Genomic DNA, 19,537 nt, shown 5'->3' with positions numbered 1-19,537 from the left:
CTTCGGCGGCGCAATGGTGTTATCGAGGCGCGGTTTCACCACATGAGTTGCCGCCCTTCGAGCGCACCGGTACGCCTGATGCCGGCCGCGCGGATCGGGCGCGAGCATCGGGAGAACGCTGATATGCAAGACCTCGTTATACGCCGCCCTGACGATTGGCATCTTCACCTGCGCGACGGCGGCATGCTGCGCGGCGTGATCGCCGATACGAGCCGCCATTTCGCGCGTGCCATCATCATGCCCAATCTGGTGCCGCCGGTGGTGACCTCGGCCGATGCGGCCGCCTATCGCGAGCGCATCCTCGCCGCCATTCCCGCAGGGGACCGGTTCGAGCCGCTGATGACGCTTTATCTTACCGAGGGCACCGATCCGGGCGATGTGGAAGCCGGGTTCAGGAGCGGCCTCGTCAAGGCGGTCAAGCTCTATCCGGCTGGCGCCACCACCAATTCGTCGAGCGGGGTCCGCGATATCGACAAGGCCATGCCGGTGCTCGAGCGCATGGCCGAGATCGGCCTGCCGCTCTGCGTCCATGGCGAGGTGACGACGGCCGAGGTCGATATTTTCGACCGTGAGGCAGTCTTCATCGAAACCGTTCTCGACCCGCTCCGCCGGCGACTGCCCGATCTCCGGATCACCATGGAGCATGTGACGACGAAGGACGGGGTCGATTATATCCGGGAGCACGCGGCCAATCTTGCCGGCTCCATCACCACCCATCACCTGATCATCAACCGCAACGCCATCCTCGTCGGCGGCATCAAGCCGCATTACTACTGTCTGCCGGTAGCGAAGCGCGAGACGCATCGGCTGGCGCTTCGCCAGGCGGCGATCTCGGGCGACGTCCGCTTCTTCCTCGGAACGGACTCCGCCCCGCATGTCGACCCGCTCAAGGAATGCGCCTGCGGCTGTGCCGGCATCTACACATCGATCAACACCTTGAGCTGCCTCGCTCACGTCTTCGAGGAAGAGGGCGCGCTCGACCGGCTGGAAGCCTTCACCTCGCTGAACGGGCCAGCCTGGTACGGCCTGCCGGCAAATGAGGAAACGATCACGCTGCACAAGCAGGAGGAGCCCGTCCGCTATCCCGCCAAGATCGAAACCGAGGCCGGCCCGGTCACTGTCTTCGACCCGATGTTTCCGCTTCATTGGGCCGTCGTCCAGCCCTGATTGCAGAAGGAGAATCCATGTTTTCGAACGCGTTCACCGATAAGGCGGTGATGGCCGAGCTGGTCGCGAAGATGCTCTGGGAAATCAAGGCGGTGCATTTTCGCGCCGACGAGCCCTACAAGCTCTCTTCCGGCATGGCGAGCCCGGTCTATATCGACTGCCGCAAGCTGATCTCCTATCCGCGAATCCGTTCCGCAGTGATGGATTTCGCCGCTGCGACGATCCTGCGCGAAGCCGGATTCGAGCGGTTCGACGTGGTGGCCGGCGGCGAGACTGCCGGCATTCCCTTCGCAGCAATGCTTGCCGAGCGTCTCGGCCTGCCGATGATCTACGTGCGCAAGGCGCCGAAGGGACATGGCCGCAACGCCCAGATCGAAGGCCATATGCCGGAGGGCGCGCGCGTCCTGGTCATCGAGGATCTGACGACCGCCGGCGGCTCGATGTTCAAGTTCATCGACGCTATCCGCGCGGCCGGCGGCGTCGTCGAGCACGGCATCGCGCTTTTCTACTACGACATCTTTCCGGAAGCCCGCGGCGACATGAAGTCGAAGGGCGTCGACCTGCACTACATCGCCACCTGGCGCAACGTGCTTGCCGTCGCGCGCGAACTGGCGCTGTTCGACGATAAGACGCTCAACGAGGTCGAAGCCTTCCTCAACGCTCCGCTCGGCTGGTCGGGCCGTAACGGGGGCGTCAGCGCGCTCGCGGTCCAGTAGCGAAGGGCTTGGCGCGATTGCCGGATCGATGAATATGTGTGGGGAGGAATGGATATGATCGTTTGCTGCGGAGAGGCCCTGATCGACATGCTGCCGCGGGAGACGGCGGCGGGCGAGAGCGCCTTTGCGCCCTATGCGGGCGGCGCGATCTTCAACACGGCCGTCGCGCTCGGCCGGCTCGGCGTCCCCACAGGCTTCTTCACCGGCCTCTCGGACGATATGTTCGGCGACATCCTTCGCTCGACGCTCGAGGCCGCGAATGTCGATTTCGCTCCCTGCGCCACGCTGCCGCTGCACACGACGCTCGCCTTCGTGAAGCTCGTCGACGGGCATGCGAGCTACGCCTTCTTCGACGAGAACACGGCCGGCAGGATGATCACCACGGAGCACCTTCCGGCGCTCGGAGATTTCTGCGAGGCGCTGCATTTCGGCGCGATCAGCCTCATTCCCGAGCCCTGCGGCTCCACTTACGAGGCGCTGATGGCGCGGGAGCACGAAAAACGGGTGATCTCCTTCGATCCGAATATCCGCCCCGGCTTCATCAAAGACCGGGGGGCGCATCTCGGACGCATGAAGCGAATGGCTGCCATGTGCGATATCATCAAGTTCTCCGACGAGGACCTCGCCTGGTTCGGCATGGAGGGCAGCCACGACGCGCTCGCGGCCGAATGGCTGAAACGCGGCCCGAAGCTGGTGCTGATCACCCGCGGCGCGGACGGCGCGGTCGGTTATACGGACGGCCACAAGGTCGAGGTCGCGAGCGAACGGGTCGAGGTCGTCGATACTGTCGGCGCGGGCGACACTTTCGACGCCGGTATACTGGCGTCGTTGAAGTTCAACGGCCTCCTGACCAAGGAGAAGGTGGCAAGCCTGACCGACGAGGCCATCCGTCAGGCCCTGACGCTCGGAGCGAAGGCGGCGGCCGTCACTGTTTCGCGCGCAGGCGCCAACCCGCCCTGGCGGCACGAACTCGGGCTGTGAGGTCGGTGCCGGCGACGCCGGGTCTCGGCGGGTCCAAGCAGCACGCGCGGCCGTCTATGCCCGCTCTGGCTTCCTCCATCTCCCCCGCAAGGGGGGGAGAATCTGCGCGGCTGACCGATCACTCCGATCGGTCGTCGATCAGCGTGCCGCCTTCAACAGTGCAGCAACCAGTCCGGCGGTTGAGGAATCGTGTCCCTCGGTGCTTTCCTTGCCTTCGATGACGGGCAGCAGGCCGGTCGCCAGTTCCTTGCCGAGCTCGACGCCCCACTGGTCGAAGGAATTGATGTTGAAGAGCGCGCCTTCCACAAAGACGCGATGTTCGTAAAGCGCGATCAGACGGCCGAGCGCGAAGGGGTCGAGCTGATCGTAGACGATGGTCAGCGACGGCCGGTTTCCGGTGAAGACGCGGTGGGGTGCGATTTTGTCGGCCTTTGCCTCGTTCATTCCCTTGGAGGTCAGCTGCGCCTTGGCTTCCGCCAGCGTACGCCCTTTCATGAGGGCTTCCGACTGCGCCAGGCAGTTCGCCATCAGGAGCTGGTGCTGGTGACGCAGGTCCTTTTCGTGGCCGTTCGCCGCGATCATGAACTCGGCGGGAAAGATATCGGTTCCCTGGTGGATGAGCTGATAGAAGGCATGCTGCCCATTGGTGCCGGGCTCGCCCCAGACCACGGGACCGGTCGCGAATTCGACCGGCTGGTTGTCGAGCGTCACGCCCTTGCCGTTCGATTCCATGTCGAGCTGCTGCAGATAGGCCGGGAAGCGCGTCAGCCGCTGATCGTAGGGCAGGATCGCCCGCGACGGATAGCCGAGAACGTTGCGGTGATAGAAGCCGATGAGCCCGAGGAGCATGGGGATGTTCCGGCTAAGCGGCGCGCTGCGGAAATGCTCGTCCATGGCGTGGCCGCCATCGAGGAAGCGGCCGAAATTCTCCTTGCCGATCGCGATCATCAACGGCAGTCCGATCGCCGACCAGATGGAATAGCGTCCCCCGACCCAGTCCCAGAAGCCGAAGACGCGGGCGGCATCGATGCCGAAGGCGCCGACCTTATCCAGGGCGGTGGAGACGGCCGCGAAGTGATGACCCACCGCCGCCTCGCCGAGCTTGCCGGCGATGAAGGCGCGGGCAGTCGCCGCATTGGTCATCGTCTCGATCGTGGTGAAAGTCTTGGAGGCGACGATGAAGAGAGAAGTCTCGGGATCGAGGAGCTTCAGCGTGTCTGCGATGTGGGCGCCGTCGACATTGGAAACGAAGTGCAGCCGCGGACCGTCATGGAAGGGGGCAAGCGCCAGCGTCGCCATGACAGGGCCGAGGTCGGAGCCCCCGATGCCTATATTGACGACGTCGGTGATTTTCTTGCCTGTGGCTCCTTTCAGGGCACCGGAGCGGACGTCGTCAGCGAACTTGCCCATGGCCTCCAGCACGGCATTGACGTCCGGCATGACGTCCTTGCCACCCACGAGAACCGGCCGGTTCGACCTGTTCCTGAGCGCCGTGTGCAGAACCGCGCGCTCCTCGGTAATGTTGATGATATCGCCGCGGAACATCGCATCGCGCTTTTCCTCGACCTTCGCCGCCTTGGCGAGCGCTTCGAGGCCGTCGATCACCCGGTCGTTCACGGCGCATTTGGAGTAGTCGAAGAGGAGGTCGTCGAACGCCGTGCTGAAGCGCGAGAAGCGGTTCGGATCGGCCGCGAAGGCGGCACGGATATCGGTCGCATCGGTTTCGCGTGCAGTGGCTTTCAGGTTTTCGACAAGCGCTTTCATCGCAGGGCTCCTTGCATCGCAACTGGGGCATGGGAATGAGGGCATTGGAATTTGGCTGCGATAGCTAGTCGGTTTAACCGCGGCAAATCAAGGGCAGGTGTGCGCTGCAGCGAAAAAAGGTGGCCGCATCGCTCCATCGGAAGGGCGGCGAAAACATCCCCTCACCCTAACCCTCTCCAGGCAGGCGGGCAGAGGGGACTCGGACGCACACGCGGCGGCAAAATGGAACGAGGCGGTGCCACGAGTCCCTTCTCCCCGTCCAGCGGGGAGAAGGGGGCCGACAGGCCGGGTGAGGGGCGTTTTCGCGCCCAAGCCGTTACCCGCGAAGATCCTTGCGCAGGATCTTGCCGACGTTGGACTTGGGCAGTTCCGTGCGGAACTCCACGTGTCGCGGCCGCTTGTAGTTGGTGAGGTTGGCGGCGCAGTGGCGCTTGACCTCTTCTTCGGTGAGGTTCGGGTCCTTGCGCACGACGAAGAGCTTGACCGCTTCGCCGGAATGAGGGTCGGCAATACCGATTGCGGCGCATTCGAGGATGCCGGGATGGGTCGCCGCCACCTCCTCGATCTCGTTGGGGAAGACGTTGAACCCCGAGACGAGGATCATGTCCTTCTTCCGGTCGACGATCTTCGTCAACCCCTCGGCGTTCATGAAGCCGACATCCCCGGTGCGGAAGAAGCCGTCCGGCGAAATGGCCTTGGCCGTTTCCTCTGGGCGCTGCCAGTAGCCCGCCATGACCTGCGGGCCGCGAATGCAGATCTCTCCGATTTCGCCCGCGGGAAGCGTGCGCCCGTCCTCGTCGCGGATCTCGATCTCCGTCGAGGGCAGCGGCATGCCGATCGTGCCGGTGAAATCGTCGGTGTCGAGGCGGTTGGCGGTCGCGACCGGCGAGGTCTCGGAAAGGCCGTAGCCTTCATGGATCGGGCAGCCGGTCAGCTCCAGCCAGCGCTCGGCGACGGGCCGCTGCACCGCCATGCCGCCGCCGAAGGTCAGGATCAGGGACGAGAAGTCGAGTTTGCGGAATTCGGGATTGTTCATCAACGCGTTGAAGAGCGTGTTCAGCCCCGGAAAGATGTTCGTCCTGTGCCTGCCGAGCTCCTTGACGAAGGCGGGGATGTCGCGCGGGTTCGGTATCAGGATGTTGTTGCCGCCGGTTGCCAGCCCCATCAGCGAATTCACCGTGAGCGCGAAGATATGATAGAGCGGCAACGCGCACATGAAGGTGAGCCTCTCCGGGCGCGGTTTGCGCAGGAAGGCCGTGTTCAGCCACAGTTCCATCTGGGCCATGTTGGACAGGAGATTGGCGTGCGTCAGCGTTGCGCCCTTGGAAACACCGGTGGTGCCGCCGGTATATTGCAGGAAGGCGACATCTCCCGGCGCCACGTTCGGCCGCTTGAAGCCGAGCGTCGCGCCCTTGGCAAGAACCGACTTGAAAGAAAGGTGACCTGGAATCGACCAGGCGGGGACCAGCTTCTTGACGCGGCGCACCACCAGATTGACGATTGTTCCCTTCGGACCAAGCATGTCGCCCATGCTGGCGACCACGACATGCTTGACCTTCGTGCGGGGCAGCACCTGCTCGACCGTATGGGCGAAGTTCTCGAGCACGAAGATCGCCTTGGCGCCGGCATCCACCAACTGGTGCTCCAGTTCGCGCGGCGTATAGAGCGGATTGACGTTGACGACGGTGAAGCCGGCTCGCAGGATTCCGTAGACGATGACGGGATTTTGAAGGATGTTGGGCATCATCACCGCAACCCGATCGCCGTTCGCGAGCCCCAGCGACTGGAGCCAGGCGGCGATTTTCGCCGAATGCGCATTGAGATCGGAGAAGGTCAGCGCCTTGCCCATGCAGGTGAATGCGGGCCGCCAGGAATATTGCGCAACCGCGTGATCGAAGAATTCGCCGATGGAGCGATAGGTGAGCGGGCCGATGTCGGCGGGCACGCCCGGCGGGTAGGATCCGAGCCAGATCTTCGCCGTACCGGAACCCGACTGCTGGGTGCTTGCTTCCGCCATGACCTTCCTCCCTCTGGTCGCCAATGAACGGCCGTCATCGCGGCAAAGAAAAATCCCTCCCGATCTTCCTCTCCGTCGAAGATGCTGCTTTTAGCTCGCCTCTTCAAGCCGTAATCCGGATTATATAACTTTGACGTAAACGTCAACAATCGGCAGACATGCACCGGTTGTGAAATATTCATGTGCCCTGCAGCACAGTTCTTGCAGGTGCAGCGGGCCCGCCTATACTGCACTGCAGTATAACCTGCCACGACATCGGCTGCGCCGACGTCCCCAAGATATTTTACAAGATCCCTCCCAAGCGGCGGCCGATGGTCCGCGAGCCAAGGTAACGCATGTCCGAAGACGTCCTTTCCGCCGATATCGGCCCCACCCATATAGGCAAGTCCCGCAACAGAGTTTCCGCGGCGGAAATCGCGCTGGCTGTCGGCGGATTCGGTATCGGTACCGGCGAATTCGCCATTATGGGTCTGTTGCCTCAGGTCGCCGACGACGTCGTGGTGTCGGTGCCGGCGGCCGGCGCCGTCATCAGCGCCTACGCGCTCGGCGTCGTCGTCGGGGCGCCGTTGATCGCCGTGCTTGCGGCGCGGTTCGCCCGCTTTCATGTGCTGCTGGTCCTGATGGCGGTCTTTGCATTGGGCAATTTCGCGTCCGCATTTGCTCCAAGTTTCTACCCGCTCGTCGCCGCGCGCTTTTTCGCGGGCCTGCCGCACGGGGCCTATTTCGGCGTGGCGGCACTGGTCGCGGCAGGACTTGCGGCACCGAACCAGCGGGCGCGCGCGGTCGGGCGGGTCATGATGGGGCTGACGATCGCCACCCTTTTCGGCACGCCGCTCGTCGCCTGGTTCGGCCAGGCGCTCGGCTGGCGCAGCGCCTTTGCGATCGTCGGCGGCATCAGCCTTATGACGATGGTCCTGATCTGGCTTCACGTGCCGCGGGACAGGGGCGATCCGCAGGCGACGCCGCTGCGGGAATTGAGCGCGCTGGGAAGCCTCCAGGTCTGGTTGCTGCTGGGTATCTGTGCGATCGGCTGCGGCGGGATGTTCGCCGTCTTCACCTATATCGCACCGGCGCTGACCCAGGTCGCGGGCGTTTCCGTCGCCAATGTACCCGTCATGCTGTCGGTCTTCGGCGCAGGCATGATCCTCGGCAATATCGTGGGTTCGCGGCTCGCCGATTGGTCGCTTACACGCGCCATCGGCATCGCGCTCGTCTTCAACGTCTTCGCCTACATCCTCTTCTATTTCACCATGACGAGCCCCTGGATGGCGATCGTCAACGTGCTTTTCATCGGCGGTGGCTTCGCCGTCGTTCCGGGCGTGCAGACCCGGCTGATGGACGTCGCCGGAAAGGCGCAGACGCTCGCGGCAGCCCTCAGTCATTCCGCCTTCAATCTCGCCAATGCCCTTGGGGCCTGGCTCGGCGGCATTGCCATCGCCGCCGGCTATGGCTGGACTTCGCCGGGGCTCGTCGGCGCCGTGCTCGGCATCGGCGGTTTCGCCATATTCCTCGCCTCGGTGCTCGTGGATCGCCGGAGACGGGACGCGTAGCCTGACTGCGCGCGAAACCGCACGCGCTTTTCCTCAGCCGCTCTAATCTCCCTGTCACGTCCGCTTGCTAGGTGAAAATGCGCGCGTTCTGGCGTAAAGCGCCGATTCGGAGCCGGCCGCCATCATTGCGCCGGAAACCGCGTCCAGCGGAGCGGAACGGGCTGGCAAGGTTGCGGGTTTGTTGTAAGGTTCGAAGAGACGGAGGAGAATTGGTGCAATTGGGCAATCGCGAACGAGAGAATCTACCTGTGGAGCCGCGGCTCTTCGGGCAGCCGGCCCATTCACGCTCCGCCCTCGTCGTGCCGATTTCGGCGGCCCGGTGGCTGCTCGTTCTCATTCTGCTTTGCGGCGTCTATTTCTTCCATGGTTTCCTCGTGCCGGTGCTTGCGGCGGTGGTCATCGGGTTCGCGAGCTGGCCCATCTATTGGCGGCTGCTTCAGGGCGTGAACGGCAACCGCACACTTGCTGCGACGATCGCCATCATTTCCGTCGTCGCCTTTATCGTCGTGCCGATCTCGCTCGTCGCGATCTATGCCGTTGACGAAGTGCGCGATTGGCTCGTCTGGGCGGTTGCGACCAATGCGAACGGCGCCCCGGCGCCTGCCTGGCTGGCGACGATCCCGGCCGTGGGTGCCTGGCTCGGCGAACAATGGGTCAAATATGTCGGTCACCCCGGCGCTCTCGGGGAGTTGGTGCAGCTCGTGAGCGGCTCCAATATCGGCAATATCTATCGCGGCGTGCTCGTGGTCGGTGCCTCCGCCTTCCAGTCCTTCCTGACGCTCCTTTTCATGCTGATCACGCTCTTCTTCGTCTATCGCGACGGCCAGTCCTTTTCGAAGCAGCTCGACCATCTTGGCGAACGGATCTTTCCCATGCGCTGGGAGAGGCTGTCGCGCGTGGTGCCCCTTACGATCAGTTCGACGGTCACCGGCATGGGCATCATCGCGATCGGCGAAGGCATTGTGCTCGGCGTCGCCTATTGGCTGGCCGGCGTACCGTCGCCGGTGACGCTCGGCATCATCACCGGCGTCATGGCGCTCGTGCCGGGCGGCGCTCCGCTCTGCTTCACCCTGGTCTCGGTCTATCTCGTTGCTAGCGGCTCGCCCGCCCACGGCGTGGCGCTGTTCACCTGGGGTACGACGGAGCTCTTCATCGTAGACAAGACATTGCGCCCGAGGCTCGTCGGCGGCCCGATCAAGCTGCCCTTTCTGCCGACGTTTTTCGGCCTGGTCGGTGGCGTCAAGACGATGGGGTTTCTCGGTCTCTTCGTCGGCCCGGTCCTGATGGCGCTGCTCGTCGCCATCTGGCGCGAATGGCTTCGCGAGGTGACGAGCCAGCCGGAGCCGACGGTCAACGGTATACCCAGGGTGGATATTTCCGCCAAGTGAGACCGAAGCCGGCCACGCGGCGATATGGCATTTGCATGGAAGTTGTTTTAAGACAGACTGCAATCATTCATTTGTAGGCCGTACCTCTCGAACATGAGTGTCGCACCCGACGGCGAAGACGCAGACAGGCCGGGCGTGGATCGTCGCCCCATCGCCGCGCGCGACAGCGGCTACGCGCGGCGCTTGACGGCGTTGCTTCTGAAGACGTCGGTCACGCCGAACCAGATCTCGCTTGCAAGCGTCGTCTTTGCCGCGCTGGGGGCAGGGGCCCTCCTTTCCGCAGTCCGCTGGCCGTTCCTTTATCCCGTGGCGCTCGCCGCTATCCAGTTGCGCCTCCTGTGCAACCTTCTCGACGGCATGGTGGCGGTCGAGGGCGGGCGCGGTTCGCCGGTGGGAGCGCTCTACAACGAGTTTCCCGACCGGGTCGCCGATACCTTGCTCATCGTTGCACTCGGCTATGCCGCCGGCGCGGGATGGCTCGGCTGGGCGGGAGCGCTTGCGGCCGCCTTCACGGCCTATGTGCGCGTCTTCGGCGGGTCGCTCGGCCAGGCTCAGGACTTCCGCGGTCCCATGGCGAAACAGCACCGCATGGCGTTGATGAGTCTCGCCTGCGTGCTGGCATTCGGGGAAGCGTTTGTGATGACGGAGCGCCTCGTGCTTTACGCCACGGCTTGGATCATTCTTGCCGGCGCGCTCGTCACATGCGCGACCCGCACGAGGGCCATCGTCGCGCGCATTCGGGAAGGCGCGAAGCCGTGATCGACCTGGCATTGATCGGCCTCACGCGGTTCATCGCCGGCGGGCAGGCGCACTGGATGGGCTCGCGGCCGGAAATGCGCCAGCGAATCTATTTCGCCAATCACGCGAGCCATCTCGACACGCTGCTGATCTGGTCGGCGCTGCCGCGTGCGTTGCGCGCGTCGACGCATCCGATCGCCGCGGCGGACTATTGGGGCAGGGGGGCCGTGAGGCGCCATATCGGGCTAAAGGTGTTGAACGGCGTGCTCGTCGAGCGCTCGACGCAGGGGCCGCCCGGAGCGGCTCTCGCACCCTTGCGCAACGTGCTCTGCGAGGGTGAGTCGCTCATCCTTTTCCCGGAGGGCACGCGCGGCAGCGAGCGGTTGCCGGGGCCGTTCAAGAGCGGGCTCTACTGGCTGTCTCAGGAATTTCCCGACGTGGAACTGATCCCGACCTATCTCGACAATCCCTCGCGCGCCTTTCCCAAGGGAACCTTTTTGCCCGTCCCCATCAGCTGCACGGTGCGTTTCGGACCGCCGGTCGCGCGCCACACCGGCGAAGAGAAGGAGGCTTTTCTGGAACGCGCCCGCGCAGCGGTCGCCGCACTTGCGCCGGAACCCATCGGATGAGGCTTCCATGTCCTTGAACGACAAACTCTTTATCCTCTTTGCCGGCATAGGCGCTCTTCTCGGAGCGGCATCGCTGATCGGCTTCGTGCTGTCGCGCCGCGCGACGTCCGAAACGGGGCGGGCGACGACCGACAATCTCAATGCCCGTATCAGGGCATGGTGGGTGATGATCGCCATATTCGCGGTGAGTTTCGCTCTCGGCCGCGGCGTCACGCTCGTGCTCTTTGCTCTCACCTCCTTCTACACGCTGCGCGAGTTCGTCTCGCTGACGCCGACGCGTGCCGCCGATCACCTGCCGCTCGTCGCTTCCTTTTACGTTCTGCTGCCGCTGCAATACTGGCTGATCTCGATCGACTGGTATGCGCTTTTCACCATTCTGATACCGGTCTACGGCTTCCTCCTCCTGCCGAGCCTTTCCGCGCTGAAGGGCGACACGGAGCAGTTCCTGCTGCGCGTCTCGCGCATCCAGTGGGGGCTGATGCTGACGGTCTATTGCATCAGCCACGCACCGGCCCTCCTGACGCTCGACATCCCCGGCCGGCCGGGCGAAGGCTTTCTGCTGCTCTTCTTCCTCATCACCATCGCGCAGTTCAGCGATGTCATGCAGTATGTCTTCGGCAAGCTTTTCGGCCGGACGAAGATCGCACCGGTCGTCAGCCCGTCGAAAACGGTCGAGGGACTTGCCGGAGGCGGGCTTTCGGCAGTGGCTGCCGGCGCGGCCTTGTGGTGGATAACGCCCTTCACGCCGCTACAGGCGGCCGCCATGGCCCTCGCCATCGTCGCCATGGGCTTTCTCGGCGGACTGGCGCTCTCGGCCGTGAAGCGCTCGATGGGCGTAAAGGACTGGGGCTCGATGATCAGCGGCCATGGCGGCGTACTCGACCGAATGGATTCGCTGAGCTTCGCGGCACCGGTGTTCTTTCACCTGACGCGATATTTTTACACGTGATGTGTGACGGGGGATCACGGTTTCGTGTTCCTCCATGAGGGAAGGATTGTACCCGTCGAAGAGTCGTTTCTCCTGCCGCGCCGTCGAAAGACTGCTGCGGTCCAACACGCATAAAAGGAGAAGCCCGTGCGAATTGCGTTTCTGATTGTCCTGACAACGATCCTTGCCACGCCTGCTTCGGCACAGGACACCGCACTCCATGACCCTTCGATCAGCCGCGATGCCCAGGATGGGGTGATCCGTCTTTACGGTGCAGGCGGTCCGCACACCGCCATCCGGAAAGTCGCGGACGTCTGGACGAAGGAGACCGGCCGCAAGGTCGAAATCACCGCCGGGCCGGAGAAGACATGGTCGAAAAAGGCGCAGGCCGATGCGGACGTCATTTGGGGTACCTCCGAGCAGGCGATGACTGCTTTTCTCGAGACGTATCAAGGATTTTCGTCGGATCAGGTCGCGCCGATTTACCTTCGTCCAGCAGTGATCGCCGTGAAAGCGGGTAATCCCAAGGGGATCGCAAGATTCGAGGACCTTCTGGCGGTCGGGACGAAAATCGTCGTAACCGAGGGGGCTGGCGTCGCCAACACATCGGGGACGGGTGTATGGGAGGACATCGCGGGCCGCCTCGGCCGGCTGGAGGATGTCGCGGCGTTCCGCAGGAACATTGTCGCTTTCGAACATGGTTCGGGCGCGAGCTTTAAGGCGTTCAAAGCGTTGGATGCAGACGCCTGGATCACCTGGCCGAATTGGCCGGTTTCGAACCCCGACACCCTGGAAGCGGTGATGCTGTCGAGCGATCGGGCAATATGGCGCGACTTGAGCGTGGCGCTGGCCCCCGACGCCGATCCCGAAGCAAAAGCGTTTCTGGACTATCTGATCTCCGATGAAGCGCAGAAGATCATGTCCCGCGAAGGCTGGATACGCTGAACTGTTTTGGTGTGCCAGCACGGCCACCAGTCGCGACGGCGTGATCGTGGACGACCGTCCGCTTAAAAGATCAGCGGCGTTCGCGGGGGCGATCGATAATGCCGGGGCGTGGCCATTTTTTCTGCCGCCACGCTCATGGCTTTCGCACGGTCGGACGGCCGAAAAGAGATTTCCCTTCTTTGCACATCCTGCGATCACCGCGGCCGGCGAGGCATACAGCAGCGGTTAGAAGACGCTTAGACTAGGTCAGCAGCCTGTGTATCGCTCGAGCTTTCGATAGAGCCATATGTCAGCCTATCAAACGGGCGACCCAGGAGCCGCCCAAAAACACTTTGATCTCTGAAGAAAATGGTGCCGCTTACGTGACTCGAACACGTGACCCCATCATTACGAATGATGTGCTCTACCGACTGAGCTAAAGCGGCCCTTGGGGCGGTTCCGCGAACGTCGCGGAACGAATGTGAGGCGCTGATAAACGCAAAGCGGCGAGATTTCAAGCCATCAGTTTCGAGAACTTGAAAATTCCTGGGCCCGCGGCCCTTCGGAATTGGAAGTGAAGCCGAGGCGTGCGCGTGCGGCGTCGTATTCCTGTTCCAACCGGTCGATAAGGCGGGCGACGGTGCCGACTTCGCGCACGGCGCCTATCCCCTGGCCGCAGCCCCAGATGTCCTTCCATGCCTTGGCGCCTTCCGTTGCCGTGCCGAAGTCCATCTTGGAGGGATCGGCTTCCGGCAGATTGGCTGGGTCCATTCCGGCGGCAAGAATCGACGGTTTCAGGTAATTGCCGTGAATGCCGGTGAAGTAATTGGAATAAACGATATCGGCGGCGTTGCTGTCGACGATCATCTGCTTGTAGGCGTCGCTCGCGCGGGCCTCTTCCGTGGCGATGAAGGGCGAGCCGATATAGGCCATGTCGGCTCCCATCGCTTGCGCAGCGAGCACTGCGCCGCCAGTGGCGATCGCGCCCGAGAGCAGAAGCGGCCCGTCGAACCAGGCGCGGATTTCCTGTACGAGCGCGAAGGGCGAGAGCGTTCCCGCATGGCCGCCAGCGCCTGCCGCGACTGCGATCAGCCCGTCTGCGCCCTTGCGGATCGCGGAATTCGCATGGCGGTTGTTGATGACGTCGTGGAGAACGACACCGCCATAGGAATGGATGGCGGCATTCACCTCCGGTACGGCCCCGAGCGAGGAGATGACGATCGGAACCTTGTACTTGACGCAAAGCATCAGATCCTGTTCGAGCCGGACGTTCGATTTGTGTACGATCTGGTTCACCGCGAAGGGTGCCGCCGGGCGCTCGGGGTGTCTGGCATCGTGGTCGGCCAGTGTCTCGGTGATCTCCGCCAGCCATTCGTCGAGCTGCGATTGCGGGCGGGCGTTGAGCGCGGGAAAGGCGCCGATAATGCCGGCCTTGCATTGTGCGATCGTCAGCCGGGGATGCGAGACGATGAAAAGCGGCGCCCCTACGACCGGCAGCCTCGTTTTCCCTGACAGGATTGGCGGCAACGACATCGAAAATCTCCATCCCAATTTTGACGTTCTCGTAAACGTCAAAATTGATAGCAGCAACGGACGCGCTTGCCTACTGCATCGTTCCTGAAGTCCACCGGTGCGCAAGGACATGCAGCAACCCCGAAGACACCAGCGACCTTTGCGCCTCCGATACGACGCCGCGACACCGCAAAGCGGTGCGCGCTCCGGCAATTCGGCCACGCTCGCCCATGTTTTACCTGGGGAACGCCGGACGAAGTCGCGGCTGCACTTGCGAATTCGCAATGCAGCGGTTACCCAATCCTTAATAAAACCAACGGCGTGTGACGGGAAGAGGCGGGGCTCGTCGCGAGAAAGGCACATCCGGCAGCTTATTGCGGCAACCGGAAGACTTCGCGCAGAAGGATTTGACGTGAGCGGACTTGAGACAGCGATCAGGAATGCGCTGGAAAGATCGGATCGAAGCAATGCGGAGATCCGGGCGCGCATCTATCAGTCGGCGCGTCAGGCGCTGGAAAACGGTCTGCAGAAGCAGCAGATCGAAGATCCGGAGGTCATCTCCGTGCAACGTCACCGGCTCGAAGCGGTCATCCGCGCGATCGAGATGGAAGAGCGCGCCGCCCTTAAGGAGCGCGCTCAGACGCCGGTGGTGAGCCTTGGCGAAGTGAAGGCGAGGGGCGAGAGGGTAGAGCGCGCTTCCGAGGCGCCAGCACCTGCCGCACCACGGAGCGAGCCGGCATTGAAGCCGGAAGGAGGCGCCCCTGCTCAGGCGGATGGGGGTCTCGGCGCTTTGCGTCCCGAACGCGACGGCTCGCCGGCGGCTTTCAGAGCGACGGCGGACGAGGGAAGAATAGACCCCGCGCGCAAGCCTGCTCCCGATCCGGGCGTCGCCGACCAGCGACCGCGCAAGCGCAGGCGCAGCCGGTTCTTCTCCTATGCGATGATCGTTGCGACGCTTGCAGCGGCGGCGGGCGTCGCCGTCTGGTGGGTTCAGACGAACGACCTCCTCCGGCCGCCGACGGACACCGGCGTCGCCAATCCGCCCGCGACGGTGGATGCGGAGGATTTCGACGGCGCGGCCGGCCTGCAGACCCTCGGCGCCCAGGAAGGCTTCTCCGGCGATTGGATAGAGATCTTTGCTCCCGGAGAAACTGCGGCGGTCACGCCGGGGCCGCGAGCCAGCGCGGAACCGTCCGGCGGTGATGCAGGCGAGCGCCTGCGGTTGATTTCGGCAGCGGCCTCCAAGGAGGGCGATGTGGCGATCGAAATTCCCGCGGATGTCCTTGCCCAGCTGTCGGGCAAGTCGTCGACACTCGCCCTGACGGTCCAGGCGGCCCCGGGCAAGGCGACCGAATTCTCGGTCGAATGCGATTTCTCGACGCTCGGCGACTGCGGCCGGCACCGCTTCACCGTGCACGACGAGCGGGTCGACATGCTGTTGAAGGTCAATTTCGAGCGCGGCTCGGCACCCAGCAGCCCTGGAAAACTGGTGATCAACAGCGATCTCAGCGGCGGCGGCAACAGCCTCGATCTCTTTGCGATCCGGGTGCAGCCGGGCGGCTGATCGTCAGCGCGTCGGAATCACCTGAGAAAACCGGGGCCGGAGCCGAGGATCTTCTCGTCGACATCGCCGATCGCCGCCTCGTCCTTGCCGTCATAGTCGAGCTTCGTCAGCATGTGGCGGATCACGTTGATGCGGGAGCGGCGCTTGTCGTTCCCGCGGATGACGGTCCATGGCCCGTGCTGCGTGTGCGTTTCCTTCAGCATACGGTCGCGTCTTGCGGTGTAGTCGTCCCACTTGTTCAGCGCCGCGATGTCCATCGGCGAAAGCTTCCAGATCTTCAATGGGTCGTGGCGCCGGTCATGGAAGCGCTTCAGTTGCATCTCCCGGCCGATATTGATCCAGAACTTGAAGAGATGGATGCCCTCGTTCGCGATCATCTCCTCGAAACGCGGCGTCTCTTCGAGGAATTGCTCGTACTGGTCGGCGGTGCAAAAGCCCATGACCGGTTCGACACCGGCGCGGTTGTACCAGGAGCGGTCGAATAGGACGAACTCGCCGGCGGTGGGGAAGGTTGCGACATAGCGCTGGAAATACCACTGACCCCGTTCGGTCTCCGTCGGTTTCGTCAGTGCGACGACGCGCGCGGAGCGGGGATTCATATTGGCCGTCGTCGCGTGGATCGCGCCACCCTTGCCGGCAGCGTCGCGGCCCTCGAAAACCGCCATTACGCGCTTGCCGGTCGCCTGCATCCAGAATTGGACCTTGACCAGTTCGATCTGCAGCTTCGTCAGCGTTTCTTCGTACTCCTCCCGATCGAGCTTTTTCTTGTAGGGATAATCGTCGGAGCCGAAGGCTTCCTCGTCGATCCATTTCGGCAGGTCCGGATCGTCGATGTCGAAGATGCGGCTTCTGCCGTCAATCTCCAGTTCGACCGCCCGGCTCCCCGGCCTTGCTTCGGCCGGTGCTTCGTGGCGTGCCATCTGTTTCCTCCCGCTCGCTCGATTTCTCCGGAGGAGGCCATAATTACATTGCGGATTCAAGCATGTCGTGAAAATCATGTCATGAAGCAACGCTATCTCTGCGCCCTTATGGCCGGATTCGGATGGAGGCTTTGAGGCGATTACCCTCACTTCTGCGGCATCCGGGCCGCTGGCTGGATCAGCAGCAGTCGTCGAGGTGCAGGAGGCAGCGAATTGAGGAACGAGGGTATCGTGTTGGATGGCGCGAAGGTGTTCTGGCGCACCCTGCTGCCGAGGTTGAAGGCGGAGCGCGGCCTTCTCGGCCTGTCCGTCGTGCTCGCCTTCCTTGCCGCACTCGCGGGCATCCATCCGCTGGCCGTTCTGCCTTTCTGGGTCGTGCTCGTCGCGGCCATCCTCAACCGGGGGGCACCGCCAGTCCAGGCAGCGCCGGCGAGCGTCGGCGCTGCCGTGGAATCCAAGGGCGACCCGCTCGCTCCCCTGCTCGACGCACTCGACATGCCGGTGCTCGTCGTGGCGGCCGACGAGACCGTCGTCTTCCAGAACGTTGCCGCAGAGAAGGCCTTCGGAACCATCCCCCAGGACAGCTATCTTTCCGCCCGCGTCCGTTCGCCCGGCATTCTCGACATGGTGCGCGAGACGATCGCGACAGGCAAAGTCAACCAGATCGAGCATGCGGAACGGCTGCCTTCGGAGGCGGTCTACGTAGTTCGCGTCGCGCCCGCGGACATAGGTTGCGAAGGTTCCGGCCGGCGCATCTTCCTGCTGACGTATCGCGATATCTCGCAGGCCCGCCGCATCGACCGGATGCGCTCCGACTTCGTCGCCAATGCCAGCCATGAGCTGCGCACGCCGCTCGCATCGCTGCGCGGCTTCATCGAGACGCTGCAGGGCCCCGCCCGCGACGACCGGAAGGCCCAGGAGAAATTCTTCGGAATCATGCACGAGCAGGTCACGCGCATGAGCCGGCTCGTGGACGACCTCCTGTCGTTGTCGCGGCTCGAGTTGAAGTCGCACATCGCGCCGGACGATGCCGTCGATCTCGGGCCGCTGCTCGGACACGTGCGCGACAGCCTGGCGCCGCTTGCGGGGGAACTCGACGTGACGATCGCGCTGGAGGTTCCGCAGACGCCGGTTTTCGTCCAGGGGGATCGGGACGAACTGGTGGAGGTCTTCGAAAACCTTATAGAGAACGCCTGCAAATACGGCCAGGAAGGCAAGCAGGTCGATGTCCGGCTGACCGGCGGGAACGGTCATCAGGCGGAGGTGACGGTTACCGACCACGGTCCGGGAATACCTGCCGAGCATGTCCCGCGCATCACCGAACGCTTCTACCGGGTCAATGTCGAGGCGAGCCGGTCGAAGAAAGGCACCGGCCTGGGCCTCGCCATCGTCAAGCATATCCTCACGCGTCACCGCGCCCGCCTGCTCATCCATTCGGAGGTGGGGAAGGGCACGGTCTTCAAGGTCCGCTTCTGACACACCACGCCGCGCTGAAATATTCCTACGAGGAAATCAGGAAGTATTTTCAGCATGTTAGCCTGTCATAAATGTTTCACCGAATTGACATAAAAGCTGTAGCCATCGGCGGCTAACTAGGGGCGGCCGATGAAACGGCGAAGAGAGCGCTGATCCCTGGCGCACCAACACAAGCCCATTCCGGGAGAACATTCATGAAATCTCTTAAACTCACTGTAGCGGCGCTGGTTGCATCCGCCGCCTTCGCGGGCGTTGCTGCGGCTCGCGACCAGATCCAGGTCGCCGGCTCCTCGACCGTTCTTCCCTATGCCAAGATCGTTGCCGAGAATTTCGGCGAGACCTTCCCCGACTTCAAGACGCCGGTGGTCGAGTCCGGCGGCTCCTCTGCCGGCCTCAAGGAATTCTGCAAGGGCGTGGGTGAAGACACGATCGATATCGCCAATTCTTCCCGCAAGATCAAGGACAGCGAAGTCGAGGCCTGCAAGGCTGCCGGCGTGACCGAGATCCAGGAAGTGAAGATCGGCTATGACGGTATCGTCTTCGCCACCGACGCCGGCAATGCCGACCTCGCCCTGAAGCCGGAGCATATCTACAAGGCGCTCGCCGCCGAAGTCGTCGTCGACGGCAAGCTCGTCGCCAATCCCTACAAGAAGTGGTCGGAAGTCGACGCATCGCTGCCGGACGCCGAAATCGCCGCCTATATTCCGGGCGAAAAACACGGCACGCGCGAAGTCTTCGAAGAGAAGATCCTTGCCGCCGGCTGCAAGGACACCGGCGCTCAGGACGTCATCAAGGCCGCCGTCAGCGACGAGAAGCAGCAGCACAGCAAGTGCATCGCGGTGCGCAAGGACGGCATGGCCGTCGATATCGACGGCGACTACACCGAGACGCTGGCCCGTATCGACTCCAACAAGAACGGCATCGGCGTCTTCGGTCTCTCGTTCTACGAGAACAATGCCGACAAGCTGAAGGTCGCGACCGTCAACGGCGTCGTTCCTTCGACCGAGACGATCGCTTCCGGCGAGTATCCGGTTTCCCGCCCGCTGTTCTTCTACGTCAAGAAGGCGCATATCGGCGTGATCCCGGGCCTCAAGGAATATGTCGAATTCTTCGTCGACGATCAGATGATCGGCCCCGACAGCCCGCTTGCCGAATACGGCCTCGTTGCCGCTCCGGACGCCGAGCGCGAGGAAATCCGCACGTCCTTCGAGGCAGGCAACCTGCTCTGATCATGACAGGCTCCGGCGCTGCGCAGCGCCGGAG

16 protein-coding genes and 1 tRNA gene are annotated in these 19,537 nt (G+C 63.3%); 12 read left to right on the top strand and 5 right to left on the bottom strand.

What is annotated here, in order from left to right; genetic code table 11:
• Window positions 1-123: 123 nt before the first annotated feature.
• Genes pyrC through AC6CIG_RS12195 form a run of 3 tightly spaced genes read left to right on the top strand, consistent with a single transcriptional unit; the run spans window position 124 to window position 2,864 of the window.
• On the top strand, window positions 124-1,167 hold the full coding sequence (gene pyrC, locus AC6CIG_RS12205) for a dihydroorotase (RefSeq protein ID WP_379941546.1): 1,044 nt from the start codon (window positions 124-126) through the stop codon (window positions 1,165-1,167).
• A 17-nt stretch (window positions 1,168-1,184) separates the two neighbouring features.
• On the top strand, window positions 1,185-1,883 hold the full coding sequence (locus tag AC6CIG_RS12200) for an orotate phosphoribosyltransferase (RefSeq protein WP_324762831.1): 699 nt from the start codon (window positions 1,185-1,187) through the stop codon (window positions 1,881-1,883).
• A gap of 54 nt (window positions 1,884-1,937) precedes the next feature.
• Window positions 1,938-2,864: a carbohydrate kinase family protein gene (locus AC6CIG_RS12195; RefSeq protein WP_437407905.1), complete on the top strand. Its 927-nt coding sequence runs from the start codon at window positions 1,938-1,940 to the stop codon at window positions 2,862-2,864.
• A gap of 138 nt (window positions 2,865-3,002) precedes the next feature.
• Here the strand turns inward: AC6CIG_RS12195 and pgi are convergent, their stop codons facing one another.
• Window positions 3,003-4,628, bottom strand: coding sequence for a glucose-6-phosphate isomerase (pgi, locus tag AC6CIG_RS12190; RefSeq protein ID WP_437407904.1), 1,626 nt, complete (start codon window positions 4,626-4,628; stop codon window positions 3,003-3,005).
• Between the two features lie 316 nt (window positions 4,629-4,944).
• The gene (locus tag AC6CIG_RS12185; protein WP_437407903.1) at window positions 4,945-6,645 is read right to left on the bottom strand and encodes a long-chain fatty acid--CoA ligase; all 1,701 of its coding nucleotides are present in this window, start codon (window positions 6,643-6,645) and stop codon (window positions 4,945-4,947) included.
• Between the two features lie 335 nt (window positions 6,646-6,980).
• Between AC6CIG_RS12185 and AC6CIG_RS12180 the strand changes: the two genes are divergently transcribed.
• From AC6CIG_RS12180 to AC6CIG_RS12155, 6 genes are all read left to right on the top strand, one after another.
• On the top strand, window positions 6,981-8,195 hold the full coding sequence (locus AC6CIG_RS12180; RefSeq protein WP_437407902.1) for an MFS transporter: 1,215 nt from the start codon (window positions 6,981-6,983) through the stop codon (window positions 8,193-8,195).
• A gap of 212 nt (window positions 8,196-8,407) precedes the next feature.
• Window positions 8,408-9,583: an AI-2E family transporter gene (locus AC6CIG_RS12175; protein ID WP_498322752.1), complete on the top strand. Its 1,176-nt coding sequence runs from the start codon at window positions 8,408-8,410 to the stop codon at window positions 9,581-9,583.
• A 93-nt stretch (window positions 9,584-9,676) separates the two neighbouring features.
• Window positions 9,677-10,342, top strand: a complete 666-nt coding sequence (locus AC6CIG_RS12170; RefSeq protein ID WP_018094092.1) for a CDP-alcohol phosphatidyltransferase family protein — start codon at window positions 9,677-9,679, stop codon at window positions 10,340-10,342.
• On the top strand, window positions 10,339-10,950 hold the full coding sequence (locus AC6CIG_RS12165) for a lysophospholipid acyltransferase family protein (protein ID WP_437407901.1): 612 nt from the start codon (window positions 10,339-10,341) through the stop codon (window positions 10,948-10,950). Before AC6CIG_RS12170 ends, AC6CIG_RS12165 begins: the two co-directional genes overlap by 4 nt.
• Before the next feature lie 7 nt (window positions 10,951-10,957).
• Complete coding sequence (locus tag AC6CIG_RS12160) at window positions 10,958-11,899, top strand: phosphatidate cytidylyltransferase (RefSeq protein ID WP_437407900.1); 942 nt, start codon at window positions 10,958-10,960, stop codon at window positions 11,897-11,899.
• 126 nt (window positions 11,900-12,025) lie between these two features.
• The gene (locus AC6CIG_RS12155) at window positions 12,026-12,823 is read left to right on the top strand and encodes an extracellular solute-binding protein (RefSeq protein ID WP_437407899.1); all 798 of its coding nucleotides are present in this window, start codon (window positions 12,026-12,028) and stop codon (window positions 12,821-12,823) included.
• A gap of 349 nt (window positions 12,824-13,172) precedes the next feature.
• Here the strand turns inward: AC6CIG_RS12155 and AC6CIG_RS12150 are convergent.
• Window positions 13,173-13,248, bottom strand: a tRNA-Thr gene (locus tag AC6CIG_RS12150).
• Window positions 13,249-13,324: 76 nt separating this feature from the next.
• Window positions 13,325-14,335, bottom strand: a complete 1,011-nt coding sequence (locus AC6CIG_RS12145) for an NAD(P)H-dependent flavin oxidoreductase (protein WP_437407898.1) — start codon at window positions 14,333-14,335, stop codon at window positions 13,325-13,327.
• 391 nt (window positions 14,336-14,726) lie between these two features.
• Here AC6CIG_RS12145 and AC6CIG_RS12140 point away from each other — a divergent pair, with 391 nt between their 5' ends.
• A complete protein-coding gene (locus tag AC6CIG_RS12140) occupies window positions 14,727-15,878 on the top strand; it encodes a biotin transporter BioY (RefSeq protein ID WP_437407897.1) in 1,152 nt (383 codons plus the stop codon).
• Between the two features lie 17 nt (window positions 15,879-15,895).
• On the opposite strand, the gene ppk2 is transcribed toward AC6CIG_RS12140, so the two are convergent.
• Entirely contained in the window at window positions 15,896-16,798 is a 903-nt protein-coding gene (gene ppk2, locus AC6CIG_RS12135) for a polyphosphate kinase 2 (RefSeq protein ID WP_437407896.1), read from the bottom strand.
• Between the two features lie 213 nt (window positions 16,799-17,011).
• On the opposite strand from ppk2, the gene phoR reads away from it, so the two are divergent.
• Both phoR and AC6CIG_RS12125 read left to right on the top strand, forming a co-directional pair.
• The gene (gene phoR / locus AC6CIG_RS12130) at window positions 17,012-18,274 is read left to right on the top strand and encodes a phosphate regulon sensor histidine kinase PhoR (protein WP_018094099.1); all 1,263 of its coding nucleotides are present in this window, start codon (window positions 17,012-17,014) and stop codon (window positions 18,272-18,274) included.
• 194 nt (window positions 18,275-18,468) lie between these two features.
• Entirely contained in the window at window positions 18,469-19,503 is a 1,035-nt protein-coding gene (locus tag AC6CIG_RS12125) for a substrate-binding domain-containing protein (protein WP_100669686.1), read from the top strand.
• Window positions 19,504-19,537 lie beyond the last annotated feature (34 nt).

It is taken from the genome of Sinorhizobium sp. GQ132 (genome assembly GCF_059758575.1).
The sequence above is the reverse complement of the archived record's forward strand: the minus strand, read 5'-3'. Positions and strand labels throughout refer to the sequence as shown.